We start from the raw sequence: 13,167 nt of genomic DNA on the forward strand, positions 1-13,167 counted from the left end.
CGACGACCGCCCTGGGGCGACGCCGCTCTCGTTGGCGATGCCGGTGGGTGGCAGGGAGTACCCGGGGCGGCAGGGAGTACCCGGGGCGGCAGGTCGACCCCTACCTCCTGGGGCTCCTGCCGGACGACGCTTCGGTGCGTGGACGCTGGGGCGCGCAGTGGGACGTCAGTGCGAGCAACCCGTTCGCGCTCCTCGAGCACATGGGGCGTGACTGCGCGGGCGCGGTGGAGTTCGTGCCCGAAGGGGACGCTGGACGCAACAAGGGTGATGTCGTGCCCCTCTCCGAAGGCGAGATCGGCGCCCGTCTTCGAGCGCTGGCCGGTGATGCCGCCGGGTGGGCGGTCGGTGGTGAACGGTGGTCCCTCGCCGGAGCGCAGAGCGAGTTCGCTCTCGTCCGTCGGGACGGATCGTGGTTCGAGGCCACGGGAGCCGAACCTTCGACCCACATCGTCAAGCCCGGGGTCGCGGGCTACCAGGATCAAGCATTGAACGAGCACGTCTGTCTTCGTGCAGCGGCGTTCGTCGGACTTCGTGTCGCACCGAGCGAGGTCCTCGAGTTCGACGGTGTGCCCGCCCTCGTGGTCACCCGCTATGACCGCCGCCGCGACGCAGAGGGCCGCGTCATCCGTGTCCACCAGGAGGACATCTGCCAGGCGCTCTCCGTCTATCCGCACCGCAGGTACGAGGCCAGTGGTGGACCGACAGCCGTCGACGTCGTCCGGTTGATCCGCGAGACCGCGACGGACTCCGCGACAGACATCGACAGGTTCGTCCGCGCCCTGGTCTTCAACTACCTCGTCGGCGCACCGGACGCTCATGCCAAGAACTGCTCCGTCCTGCTGGCCGGTTCCCAGGTGCGACTCGCGCCGCTGTACGACGTGGCGTCCGGACTGCCGTACGAACCGACGAGGCAGGATCACGAGCTCCACCGAGCGGCGATGGGGATCGGTGGTGAGAAGAGGTTCGGGCGTGTCACCGGCCGTCACTGGGACAAGTTCTCCTCGCAGGCACGGCTCGACCCGGACCATGTCCACGGCATCGTGCGCGAGTTGTCGCAAACGATCCCCGACGCGCTGGACCGAGCGGTCGAGCCTCATCGCGGATCCGGCCTCCGTGACCGCTTGATCCCTCGCGTGGACCGCCTGTGCGCAACCACGCTGCGGGACCTGTGAGAGGTCTCCCTCAGAGGTCGCCCTTGCGTTCCAGGAACCGCATGGCCGCCCACCCGAACGGCACGCGCCCCCAGTACGTGACCAGGCGGAACAGGATGGTCGTGGACAGCGCGATCGACGCCGGGATGCCTGCCGCGGTGAGCCCCGCGGTGAGCGCCGCCTCGACGCCGCCCAGGCCGCCCGGCGTGGGGACGAGGGCGCCCAGGGCGTTGCCGACCAGGTAGATCACCGCGACGTCGATGAGGCGGAGCGACTGGCCGAACGCCGCCAGCGACGCGTCGAACGCCAGCACGTACCCGAGCGACATGATGACGTTGCCGCCGATCCCCAGGGCCAGCCGGTCCGGCTGGCCCAGCATCTGCGACAGCCGGGGCCACACCTGCTCCAGCGTCGGGCGCGTCTTCTCCCACACCCACCGGCGCACGGCGGGGACGAGGAGGGTCGCCAGCACGGCGACGGCGACGCCGGCGATCGCGAGCAGCACGGTGATCGACGGCAGGTCGATGAGGCCGCCGGACCCGGTGAAGATCGACAGCACCACCAGCAGGACGATCGTGACGACGAACTGCGACGCCTGGACGAGCGCCACGGTGGCGACGGCCATGGGCATCGTGACCCCGCGCCGCGTGAGCATGCGCAGGTTCAGCGCCGCGGGCCCGATCCCGGCCGGCGCGGCGAGCGACACGAACGAGCCCGCCATCTGCGTCAGGGTCGCCCGCCACAGCGGCAGCCGCTGGGGGGAGAACGCCACGAACGTCAGCGCCGCGCCGAACCACGTCACCGCGCCGAGGCAGAACGCGACCACGATCCACCACGGGTTCGCCTGGCCGACGGCCGCCGTGATCTCGTCGAGGTTCATGCTGGTCACCAGCGCGGTGATCACGACGAGGAACAGCGTGAGCATGATGACGGTGCGCGCGCCGAACCGGGTGATGTTCTGCGGCTGGACGCTCACCTCGGGCAGCCGTTCGACCAGCGCCTGCCGCAGCGCGTCCAGCAGCCCCTTGTGCTGGCGGACCGCGACACGGGTCGACGGCGGCAGGGCGACGGACTGCAGGAGCGGCCCGACGGCGGTCACGTCGGCGTCGGGCAGGGCCCGCACCGCGGAGGCGACGGCGCGCGAGGCGCCCACGCGCAGCGCGAGCAGCGCGAGCAGCTGGGTGAGGTCGAGGCGCCGCCCCAGTGCCGTGGAGGCGATCTCGCCCTGCTCCCAGCCGGTGAGCCAGACCTGCGGCCTGCCGTCGTCGTCGTGGCCGACCAGCAGCACGTCGGGGGTGAGCGCGTGGTGCGTCAGCCCGGCGGCGTGGGCGCGGCGGAGCTGGCCCCAGGCAGCGGCGAGGATCTCGTCGCCGCCGGGGCCGTCGAGGTCCTCGTCGGACAGGTCCCGCCACGAGACCGCACCCTCGGCGTGCTCCGTGACCAGCACGATCGAGTCGGCGGCCTCGCCGACACCCAGCAGGCGCGGGGTGCGCACCCCCGCGGCCGTCGCCGCGTAGGTGAGCAGGGCCGTCCGTTCGGCGACGGCCTTGAGCGACACCTGCGCGCGGCCCTCCAGGCCCCGGAGGCGCAGCGCCCGCCAGGCCCGCGTCAGCATGCCCACCACGTGCCGGTCGCCGTCGAGCACGACGACGTCGCGCCGGTCGGCGTCAGGGGTGAACATCGCGTACACGCGGGTGTCGCCGGCGCGGGTGAGGGCCACGGTGGCGGGGTCGGCGAGCGCGCCCGAGGACGGCAGCTCGGCACCGGCGGGCTCGCCCCGGCTGCCCCGCGCGCCGGGCCGGCCACGGTGGCGCAGCATCGCGCGCAGCGTGGTGCGGCCGGTGACCTCACCGGCGGCGTCGACGTGCGTGACGGTGTCGTCGGGCAGCGCCGAGCGGTGGTCGTCGTGGCTGCGGCCGTCGCCGTGGTCGTCGCCGTGGTCGCGGTCGTCGTCGCCGTCGCCGTCGTCGGTGTGCTCCACCCGCGCGGACACGCCCCGCACCCGCACGAGCGCGGTGGGCCGGAACCCGGCGTGCCGGACGGCGGTGACGAGGTCCCCGCCGTAGGCGCGCTCGGAGCGCACGCCGGAGGCGTACTGGACGGTCTGCCCGGCGATCCGGCCCAGCAGCAGCGCCACCAGCACCCCGGGCAGCGCGGCCTGGCCGGTGATGAGGGCGACGACGAGGGCGACGTAGAGCAGGTTCCAGGACCACCGCACCGTCCGACGGCGGGTGCGCGGCCCCGCGGTGGTGAGCAGGCCGGCGATGGCGGACACGTAGCCGGGGATCGTGATCGTCCAGGACCCGTTGCGGAAGACCGACAGGGTGCGGACGAGCTCGTCGCTGCCGAGCCAGGAGAGAGTCAGCAGGGCGAGCACGCCGAGCACCAGACCGAGGGTGGCCGCCATGATCGACTCGACGACCTGCCGCCCGAGCCGGCGCATCCCGAGCTCGAGGAGGACCGCGACCGGCACGATGAGCGTGACCAGGCCCTCGAGGAGCGCGACGGGGAAGACGAGCAGCTCACCCAGGAGGGTGTTGAAGGCGCGGACGTCCTGCGTGACGCCCTCCGTGGTGCCGTGCGCGACGACGGAGAGCACCAGGACGAGGGCGACCCCGAGGGCGCTGAGGACCAGCCCGAGCAGGTCGGAGGGGTTGCGGACCCGTTGTTCGGGGTTGTCGACGACGCGGACCAGCCCGGTGTCCCGGTCGGGCGCGTCCCCCGCCACGAACAGGGCGCGCAGCGCACCGGTCGGCGGGGCGGGGTCCTCGGCGGTGAACGAACCGACCTCGTGCACGACCGGGCGTGGTGCAGGGCGGCTCGCGGAGGCCTCCTCACGCGCTCGGGACATGCTCGCGAGTCTAGGTGGCCGAGCCGCTCCGGGCCGGTCGAGACCACGGCTGCCTGAGGAGTAGTGTGCCCGCAACAAGTACCGCGTCGTGGCGGGAGTGCCGGACATGACACATCCACGTGATCTGTCCGACACGAGCGGCTGCTAGACATCTCCGCACCGTGCCCGCGACGAACCGCGGCCGCACCGAGGAGGAGACCACACATGAGGACCATTCGAGGGAACCGTCGCGGCCTGTCCGTGGCTGCGGGGGTGGCGACCGCCACCCTCCTGCTCGCGGCGTGCGGCGGCGGCGGGTCGGGCGACGCCGACACGGCCGACGGCGAGGGCGGCGGCGGCGCCGAGGCGCTGACCATCGGCACGACCGACAAGATCACGACGATCGACCCGGCCGGCTCGTACGACAACGGCTCGTTCGCCGTCATGAACCAGGTCTACCCGTTCCTGATGAACACCCCGTACGGGAGCCCTGACGTCGAACCCGACATCGCGGAGTCCGCGGAGTTCACCGCGCCCACCGAGTACACGGTCACGCTCAAGCCCGGCCTGAAGTGGGCCAACGGCAACGACCTGACCGCCTCGGACGTGAAGTTCAGCTTCGACCGGCAGACCGCGATCGCCGCCGACAACGGCCCGTCCTCCCTGCTGGGCAACCTGGAGAGCACCGAGGTCGTCGACGACACCACCGTGATCTTCCACCTCAAGAGCGAGAACGACCAGACGTTCCCGCAGATCCTGTCGTCCCCGGCCGGCCCGATCGTCGACGAGGACGTCTTCTCCGCCGACGAGCTCACCTCCGACCAGGAGATCGTCGACGGCAACGCGTTCGCCGGCCAGTACGCCATCACGAGCTACACCCTGAACGAGCTGGTCACCTACGAGGCGTACGACGGCTACCAGGGTCTGCTCGGCCCGGCCGAGACCCCGGCGATCAACGTGAAGTACTTCGCCGACGCCTCGAACCTCAAGCTCGAGGTGCAGCAGGGCGCCGTCGACGTGGCGTTCCGCTCGCTGTCGTCGACCGACGTCGAGGACCTCCAGGGCGACGAGAACGTCAAGGTCGTCGAGGGCCCGGGCGGGGAGATCCGCTACATCGTGTTCAACTTCGACACCCAGCCGTACGGCGCCGCCCAGCCGGAGGCCGACGAGGACAGCGCGCTCGCGGTGCGTCAGGCGGTCGCCCACCTCATCGACCGCGAGGCGATCTCCGAGCAGGTCTACAAGGGCACCTACACGCCGCTGTACTCCTACGTCCCGGCAGGCCTGACCGGCGCGACCGAGTCCCTCAAGGAGCTCTACGGCGACGGGGCCGGTGGCCCGGACGCCGCCGCCGCGGAGCAGGTGCTCGCCGACGCGGGCGTGGAGACGCCGGTCAGCCTGAGCCTGCAGTACTCCAACGACCACTACGGTCCGTCCTCGGGCGACGAGTACGCCCTCATCAAGGACCAGCTCGAGTCGTCCGGCCTGTTCGCCGTCGACCTGCAGACCACCGAGTGGGTCCAGTACAGCGAGGACCGCACGGCCGACGTCTACCCGGCCTACCAGCTCGGCTGGTTCCCGGACTACTCGGACGCGGACAACTACCTCTCGCCGTTCTTCGCCGAGGAGAACTTCCTGGTCAACCACTACTCGAACCCCGAGGTGGACGACCTGATCAGCGAGCAGCGGGTCACGACCGACCCGGACGAGCGCACCGCCGTCATCGAGGAGATCCAGGACACCGTGGCGCAGGACCTGTCCACGGTGCCGTACCTCCAGGGCGCACAGGTCGCCGTCGTCGGTGCTGACGTCACCGGTGCCGAGGACACGCTCGACGCGTCCTTCAAGTTCCGCTACGCGGCACTGGCCAAGGGCTGACGGGACAGGTTCACCGCACGTGGCTGCCTCACCGGCGGCAGGGAGCGCACTGGGACGCTACGTCCTGGTGCGCTTCCTGCTGATCATCCCCACCGTCTTCATCCTGGTCACCACCGTGTTCGTGCTCATGCGCAGCACCGGTGACCCGATCACGGCCGCCCTCGGCGGTCGTCTCACGCCCGACCAGCTCGCGGAGCGCATCGCGGCCGCCGGCTACGACCGGCCGATCCTCGTGCAGTACTGGGAGTACCTGACGGGCGTCTTCACCGGCGACCTCGGCACCACCATCAGCGACAACCGCCCGGTGACCGAGATCCTCACCACCTACGGCGCCGCCACGCTGGAGCTGTCCGCGTACGCGGTGCTCGTCGCGGTGGTGCTCGGGGTCCCGTTCGGCATGCTCAGTGGCTACTTCCGTGACCGCTACCCCGACGCCGTGCTCCGGGTCCTCGCGATCCTCGCCTATGCCACGCCGGTGTTCTTCGCCGGCCTGCTGCTCAAGCTCGTCTTCTCCGTGTGGCTCGGGTGGTTCCCCGTGGCCGGCAGGGTGTCGACGGCGGGCGAGATCGAGATGCGCATGGCCGACGCCGACTCGGGCTTCATGCTGATCGACGCCTTCCAGACCGGGAATCCCGCCGTCCTGCTCGACGTGCTCTCGCACGCCGCGCTGCCGGCGCTCGCCCTCGGCCTGCTCACCGCCGGGGTGTTCCTCCGGCTGGTCCGCACCAACATGATCGGCACGCTGGGCCGCGAGTACATCGACGCCGCCCGCTCGCGCGGGGTCGGCGAGAGCCGCCTGGTCCGCACGCACGCCTGGCGACCGGCCCTGATCCCGATCATCACGGTGGCCGGCATGCAGATCGCGATGCTGCTCGTCGGGGCGGTGCTCACCGAGACCACGTTCGAGTGGCGCGGCCTGGGCTTCCAGCTCGCCGAGTACCTGCAGGCCCGTGACTTCGTGGCGGTGCAGGGCATCGTCGTGCTCATGGCCGTGGTGGTCGCCGTGACGAACTTCCTGGTCGACATCATCGCGGCCCTGGTCGACCCGAGGGTGAGGTACTGATGACCGCTCCAGAAGTCGCCGGCGTCGGCGCGTCCGACGCGACCCCCGAGCACCTGCGCGGGCGTGGTGCCTGGTTCAAGAGGCTGCCCGTGGTGCACCAGCTCCGGCAGAGCGTCGGGCTGCAGCGGTTCATGCTCGTCGCGGGCCTGATACTCACGGCCGTGTTCGTCCTCACCGCGGTGCTGTCGCGGTGGATCGCGCCCTACGGCTGGTCGCAGCTGCGGTCCGGTGACGAGGCCTTCGGCGCGCAGCAGCCACCGTCGGCCGAGCACTGGTTCGGCACCACGGTCGGCGGGTACGACGTGCTCTCCCGCGTGATCTGGGGCGCCCAGACCGCGCTGCTCGTCGTGATCGTCGCGGTGGTGTCCTCGATCGTCGTGGGCGTGCTGCTCGGGCTCGTGTCCGGGTACTTCGGCGGGTGGCTGGACCGCGTCCTCGTGCTCGTCGCGGACGCCGTCTACGCATTCCCCTCGCTGCTGCTCGCGATCCTGCTCGCCATCGTCATCTCCGGCGGGCAGTCGAGCATGTGGGGCGGCATCCTCGCCGCCGCGCTGTCCATCACGGTGGTGTTCATCCCCCAATACTTCCGGGTGGTGCGCGCCGAGGTGGTGCGGATCAAGGCGGAGGCGTTCGTCGACTCCGCCCGCGTTCTGGGCACCGGCCCGTGGCGCATCATGACGCGCCACGTGCTGCGCAACTCGACCCGCACCCTGCCGCTCATCGTCACCCTCAACGCCTCGGAGGCGATCCTCACGCTCGCCGGGCTCGGGTTCCTCGGGTTCGGGATCGAGCCGACGGCGGCGGCCGAGTGGGGCTACGACCTGCAACGGTCGGTCGCGGACGTCACCTCCGGCATCTGGTGGACGGCACTGTTCCCCGGCCTGGCGATCGTCACGGCGGCCATGGGCATGACGCTCGTCGGCGAGTCGCTCAACGACCTCGCCGACCCGCGGTTGCGCTCGCGGACCGCGTCGTCGGAGGTCGCGGGCGAGGTCGCCGAGACCTCCGTGGAGAAGGAGGACGAGAAGTGACCACCACGAGCGAGACCCACGACGGCCGGGCGGAGCCCGTCGCCCGGATCGACGACCTGGCGGTCTCCTTCGCCACCGACGCCGGCCCGGTGCGGGCCGTCGACGGCGTGAGCCTCGACGTCGCGTCCGGCGAGGTCCTGGCGATCGTCGGCGAGTCGGGTTCCGGCAAGACCGTCACCGCGAAGACGATCCTCGGGCTGCTGCCCGAGACGGCGACGACGCGGGGTGCCGTCGTCCTGACCGGCCACGGGGGGCGTCGCACCGACGTCGTGGCCGTCTCGGGCAAGCGGCTGCGCGAGGTGCGGGGCACCGACGTCGCGATGGTCTTCCAGGAGCCGTCCTCGGCGCTCAATCCGGTCTACACCGTCGGGTGGCAGATCATCGAGGGCCTGCGCGCCCACGGCAAGGTCTCCCGCAAGGAGGCACGCCGTCGGGCGGTCGAGGTGCTGGGTCGCGTCGGCATCCCGGACCCGGAGCGGCGGGTCGACCACTACCCGCACCAGTTCTCCGGCGGGCAGAAGCAGCGCATCGTCATCGCGATGGCCCTCGTGCTGGACCCGGGGATCATCGTGGCGGACGAGCCGACCACCGCGCTCGACGTCACGGTGCAGGCCGAGATCCTGGAGCTGCTGCGGCGGCTGCGGGACGAGACCGGCACGGCGATCGTGCTCATCACGCACAACATGGGTGTGGTGGCCGACCTGGCGGACCGCGTGGCGGTCATGTACCAGGGCAAGGTGGTCGAGCAGGCCGCGGTGACGGACCTGTTCGAGAACCCGCAGGCGGAGTACACCCGGGCGCTGCTCAAGTCGGTCCCGCGCGTGGGCGAAGGGACGGCTCGGGCGGCCACCCGGTTGGCGCAGCGGCCCGACGGCTGGGCCGGGGGCGAACCGGTGGTCCGGGCCGCCGGGCTGACCGTCAGGTACCCGGGCCGGTTCCGCCAGCCCGGCTTCACCGCCGTCGACGACGTGTCGTTCGACATCCGGCCGGGCGAGGTGCTCGGGCTGGTGGGGGAGTCCGGCTCCGGCAAGACGACGATCGCCCGCGCGATCGCCGGGCTGACGCCGGTGTCGGGCGGGTCGCTGGAGGTGCTCGGGACGCAGATGAACGGCACCCGGTCGCGTGGTCTGCGGGCGATGCGGCCGCGGCTCGGGTTCGTGTTCCAGGACCCGGGCACGTCGTTCAACCCGCTGCTGACCGTCGCCGAGTGCGTGGCCGAGCCGTTGGTGGTGCACGGGCGGGCTTCCTCGCCCGAGGAGGCGCGCGGCCGCGTCGACGAGCTGCTCGAGGCGGTGCAGCTGCCACGTTCGTACGGCGACCGCTACCCGCACGAGCTGTCGGGCGGGCAGCGCCAGCGGGCGTCGTTGGCCCGGGCGCTGGCGCTCGACCCGGAGCTGCTCGTGGCGGACGAGCCGACGTCGGCGCTCGACGTCTCGGTCCAGGCGAAGGTGCTCGAGCTGTTCGCCGACCTGCAGGCGCAGCTGGGGTTCGCGTGCCTGTTCGTCTCGCACGACCTCGCCGTCGTGGACCTGCTCGCGGACCGGATCGCGGTGCTGTACCGCGGCCGGCTCGTGGAGGAGGGGACGGGCGCCGAGGTGCTCGGTGCGCCGCGGGAGGACTACACGCGGCGGCTGCTCGCGTCGCTGCCGGTGCCGGACCCGGTGGCCCAGGCCGAGCGGCGCGAGGCGTTGCGCGGCCTGTGACCGGGCGGCGCGCGGTGCGAGGGGTCAGGTGATCCCGAGCGCCGCGCGCCACTCGGTGGGCACCAGCGCGTACCCGACGAACGCGACGACGTCGAGCAGGGTGTGCGCGAGGACGAGGGGCAGCACGCGGTGCCGCCCCCAGCGGGACGTGTAGAACCACGAGAAGACGACGCCCATCACGACGTTGCCGAGGAACGGCCCGATCCCCTGGTAGAGGTGGTACGAGCCGCGCAGGAGCGAGCTCGCGACGATGATCTGCAGGCGCGTCCAGCCGAGGTCGGTGGTGCGCTCGGTGAGGTATGCCACGGCGATCACCTCCTCGAGGAGGCCGTTCTGCAGCGCGGCGAGGATCAGCACGGGGACGGTCCACCAGGCGGCGTTCAGCGCGCTGGCCTCGACGCTGACCGTGATGCCGAGGGCGCGCCCGAGCGCGTAGAACGCCAGGCCGGGGATGCCGATGGCGGCGGCCAGGGCGAACCCCCAGGCGGTGTCACGGCCGGGCCGGGCGGCGTCGAGCCCGACGCGGCGCAGGGTGCCGGGGCCCCGTGCGCTGAGGAGGTACACCGCCAGCGCCACGGGGAGGAGCGCGAACGCGATGCCGAGGAGCTGGTAGACCAGGTCGAGGTACGGGCGCGGCGAGCGGGACGCGTTGAGCGTGGCGCTCTGGTCGGCCAGCGCGGTCTCGGCCGTCAGCCGGGCCACGATGTTGACGACGGCGTAGACGGCGCTCTGGCCCAGGCTCAGGCCGAGGACGATCCAGATCTCGGCACCCGTCCGGCGGCGTGCGTGCCGGGTACGTGCCGGGGCGGCCGGGTCGGGTGCGGCCCATCGGGTGGTCACGGCCGGGGTGGTGGAGTCGGGCACGCCGTCCAGCGTAGGCGCGCACACCGCTGTGGGTATGAGATCTCCCGTTCTCGCGGATGGAGGACGGGAGATCTCATACCCACGGCGACGGGGTGGAGCCGGGGCTCAGGACTCCGGGTCCGACGGCGGACGGCCGGGCCGCCTCGGGGGCCGCACGTCGCGCGGCAGCCGGCCGGCGTCGTGGAGCGCGCGCCGTAGCAGCAGGTCGATCTGGGCGTTGACGCTGCGCAGGTCGTCCGCCGCCCACCGGGCGAGCGCCGTGTGGACCGCCGGGTCGAGCCGCAGGAGCACCTGCTTGCGGGACGGTCGTCGTGCGCTCGACGGCGGCACCGCCCCGGGCGCGCCGGAGCCCTCGGGCGGGTCGTCCCCGCCCGAGGGAGCGTCCGGGGAGGCCGTCACTGGTACAGGGACCCCGCGTTGACGACCGGGGTGGCACGGCTCTCGCCGCACAGGACGACGAGCAGGTTGGAGACCATGGTGGCGCGGCGCTCGTCGTCGAGGGTGACGACGTCCTCGGCCTCGAGACGGTTCAGCGCCGTCTCGACCATGGAGACCGCGCCGTCGACGATCCGCTCGCGGGCGGCGATGATCGCGCCGGCCTGCTGGCGCTGGAGCATGGCCTGGGCGATCTCGGGGGCGTAGGCCAGGTGCGAGATGCGGGCCTCGACGACCTCGATGCCGGCCACGGCCACCCGCTCGGCGACCTCGGCGGCGATCTCGTCGGAGACGAGCTCGGTGGCGCCGCGCAGCGACTCGACGCCGTCGCCGCCGTCGTACGGGTGGGACATGGCGACGTGCCGCAGCGCGGACTCGGACTGCACCACCACGAAGTCGTCGTAGTCCTCGACGGCGAAGCTCGCCCGGGCGGTGTCGGCGACCTGCCAGACCACGATGGTCGCGATGTTGATCGGGTTGCCGTCGGCGTCGTTGACCTTGAGCTCGCTGGTCTCGAAGTTGCGCACGCGCACGGACACCGTGGACCGGGTGGTGACCGGCACGGCGAGGACGAGCCCGGTGCGCCGCACGGTGCCGAGGTAGCGGCCGAAGAGCTGGACGACGAGCGTCTCGCCCGGGCTGACGACGGAGACGCCGGTCAGGAGCAGGACGCCGACCGCGGTGAGCAGCACGCCGGGGACCACCCCGGCGGGCCCCGCGGCGACGATCGTGACGATGCCGAGGCCGACCAGCGCGACGGCGAGGAGCACGCCCAGCACGGCGCCACCGGAGCCGAGCGACCACGCCTCCCGTTCCGTGACGTCGACGCGGGTGCCGGCGTGGCCGACGGGTCGGCCTGTGGGCTCACCGGCGACGGATTCCTGCACGGGCTGGGCGGTCTCTGGCACGGTTTCCTCCTCGCGGCCCGGTGGCCCCTGCATCGTCCATAGCAAAGTGATATCACCTTACGGCGATCGCGAGCCAGCCACTCGGGCGAAGAGGCGCACGAACGGCGCCGCCGTCGTGCCGTGCACCACCGTGCTGCACGCGACCAGGAACATCCCGACGGCGACCAGCCGGGGGTCGTCCACCCCCTGGTCACGGGCGTGGAAGACGGAGAACACGGCCGAGACCCCCATGGGTCCGAACCACCCCGCGAACGCGGCCTCCCGGCGGTCCAGCCCGAGCGCCGGCGCCATCAGCAGCACCGTCGGCAGCCGGCGCAGGAGCAGGATCCCGACGGCGACGAGCGCGAGGGGCGGCCCGAGCGCAGCCCAGTCCGCCCACGGCAGCGCCGCCCCTACGACGGCGAAGAACGGGACGACGGCGTACCGGTTCACGGCCTCGTCGACCATGTCCTGCTCCTCGCGCGTCGAGCGGTCCGTGCGCGCGCCGTAGGCGACACCGGCGACGAAGATCGCGAGCACGCCGTCGGTGCCCGCGAGCCGGGCGAGCCCCAGGGTGGCGAGCGCGAGGAGCAGGGTGAGCACGAGCCTCGGGCCGGCCGCGAGGTCGTGCTCGCGTGAGGCGCGCCGTCGTCCCGCAGCGGTGGCGACGCCCGCGACGACGCCGATGGCGACGGCACCGAGGACCTGCCAGGCGAGGTGGAGGGCCTCCTCGCCCGGGTGTCGCGCCGTCAGGGCGAGCGAGGCGGCGATCGCGACGAGCGGGAGGGCGAGGCCGTCGTTGGCGCCGCTCTCCGCCGTGAGCAGCGCGCGCAGTCGCTGCGGCAGGGACTTCTCGGCGACGTCGCCGGTCACCACGGAGGCGGCGAGCACGGGGTCCGTGGGGCTCAGGCAGGCGCCGACCACGGCCGCGAGAGCGAGGGGCAGTCCGAGGGTCAGCGAGAGCGCGCCGGAGATCACCGCGGCGAGGGGCATGACGACGAGCAGCATCCAGGCGACCGGCCGCACCAGGTCACGGAGCGTTCCGGTGGAGAAGCGCAGCGCCGCGGCCATGACGGAGGCGGCGAGCAGGAGGCGGGACGACTCGAGCAGGAGGGTGTCGCGCTGCGCCTCGGTCCAGCCGAGGGCGCCCGAGCCGCCCAGGATCCCGGCCCGGGCCAGCACGATCCCGAGCACGAGGCCGACGAGCGGTTCGGTCACGGGCAGCGATCGCAGCCGGCGGCTCAGCAGGGCCAGGACGACGCTCGCCACGCCGATCGTGGCGTACAACAACGGCAGCTCCATGCCGGACTCCCTCGGCGGTGGAC

10 protein-coding genes are annotated in these 13,167 nt (G+C 72.5%); 5 read left to right on the top strand and 5 right to left on the bottom strand.

The window, feature by feature from the left end; all coding sequences use genetic code 11:
• The first annotated feature begins 47 nt into the window (after window positions 1-47).
• On the top strand, window positions 48-1,172 hold the full coding sequence (locus tag UQW22_RS07030) for a type II toxin-antitoxin system HipA family toxin (RefSeq protein WP_407320198.1): 1,125 nt from the start codon (window positions 48-50) through the stop codon (window positions 1,170-1,172).
• Window positions 1,173-1,182: 10 nt separating this feature from the next.
• On the opposite strand, the gene UQW22_RS07035 is transcribed toward UQW22_RS07030, so the two are convergent.
• Window positions 1,183-4,002, bottom strand: coding sequence for a flippase-like domain-containing protein (locus UQW22_RS07035; RefSeq protein ID WP_407320199.1), 2,820 nt, complete (start codon window positions 4,000-4,002; stop codon window positions 1,183-1,185).
• Window positions 4,003-4,206: 204 nt separating this feature from the next.
• Here UQW22_RS07035 and UQW22_RS07040 point away from each other — a divergent pair, with 204 nt between their 5' ends.
• From UQW22_RS07040 to UQW22_RS07055, 4 genes are read left to right on the top strand one after another with little or no spacing between them, the layout of a single operon-like run.
• Entirely contained in the window at window positions 4,207-5,859 is a 1,653-nt protein-coding gene (locus tag UQW22_RS07040; protein WP_407320200.1) for an ABC transporter substrate-binding protein, read from the top strand.
• A gap of 19 nt (window positions 5,860-5,878) precedes the next feature.
• A complete protein-coding gene (locus UQW22_RS07045; protein WP_407320201.1) occupies window positions 5,879-6,922 on the top strand; it encodes an ABC transporter permease in 1,044 nt (347 codons plus the stop codon).
• Window positions 6,922-7,953 carry an ABC transporter permease gene (locus UQW22_RS07050; protein WP_407320202.1) on the top strand — a complete coding sequence of 344 codons (1,032 nt, stop codon included), beginning with the start codon at window positions 6,922-6,924 and terminating at the stop codon, window positions 7,951-7,953. Before UQW22_RS07045 ends, UQW22_RS07050 begins: the two co-directional genes overlap by 1 nt.
• Window positions 7,950-9,656 carry a dipeptide ABC transporter ATP-binding protein gene (locus UQW22_RS07055; RefSeq protein ID WP_407320203.1) on the top strand — a complete coding sequence of 569 codons (1,707 nt, stop codon included), beginning with the start codon at window positions 7,950-7,952 and terminating at the stop codon, window positions 9,654-9,656. Before UQW22_RS07050 ends, UQW22_RS07055 begins: the two co-directional genes overlap by 4 nt.
• A gap of 24 nt (window positions 9,657-9,680) precedes the next feature.
• Here the strand turns inward: UQW22_RS07055 and UQW22_RS07060 are convergent, their stop codons facing one another.
• From UQW22_RS07060 to UQW22_RS07075, 4 genes are all read right to left on the bottom strand, one after another.
• A complete protein-coding gene (locus UQW22_RS07060; RefSeq protein ID WP_407320204.1) occupies window positions 9,681-10,520 on the bottom strand; it encodes a CPBP family intramembrane glutamic endopeptidase in 840 nt (279 codons plus the stop codon).
• Window positions 10,521-10,625: 105 nt separating this feature from the next.
• On the bottom strand, window positions 10,626-10,919 hold the full coding sequence (locus tag UQW22_RS07065) for a hypothetical protein (protein WP_407320205.1): 294 nt from the start codon (window positions 10,917-10,919) through the stop codon (window positions 10,626-10,628).
• A complete protein-coding gene (locus UQW22_RS07070) occupies window positions 10,916-11,863 on the bottom strand; it encodes an SPFH domain-containing protein (RefSeq protein WP_407320206.1) in 948 nt (315 codons plus the stop codon). The genes UQW22_RS07065 and UQW22_RS07070 overlap by 4 nt, the downstream gene beginning before the upstream one ends.
• A 57-nt stretch (window positions 11,864-11,920) precedes the next feature.
• Window positions 11,921-13,144, bottom strand: a complete 1,224-nt coding sequence (locus tag UQW22_RS07075; protein ID WP_407320207.1) for a cation:proton antiporter — start codon at window positions 13,142-13,144, stop codon at window positions 11,921-11,923.
• Between the last annotated feature and the right edge of the window lie 23 nt (window positions 13,145-13,167).

Origin of the sequence: Isoptericola halotolerans (assembly GCF_045689585.1) — a bacterium.
Taxonomy (GTDB): domain Bacteria; phylum Actinomycetota; class Actinomycetes; order Actinomycetales; family Cellulomonadaceae; genus Isoptericola; species Isoptericola halotolerans_B.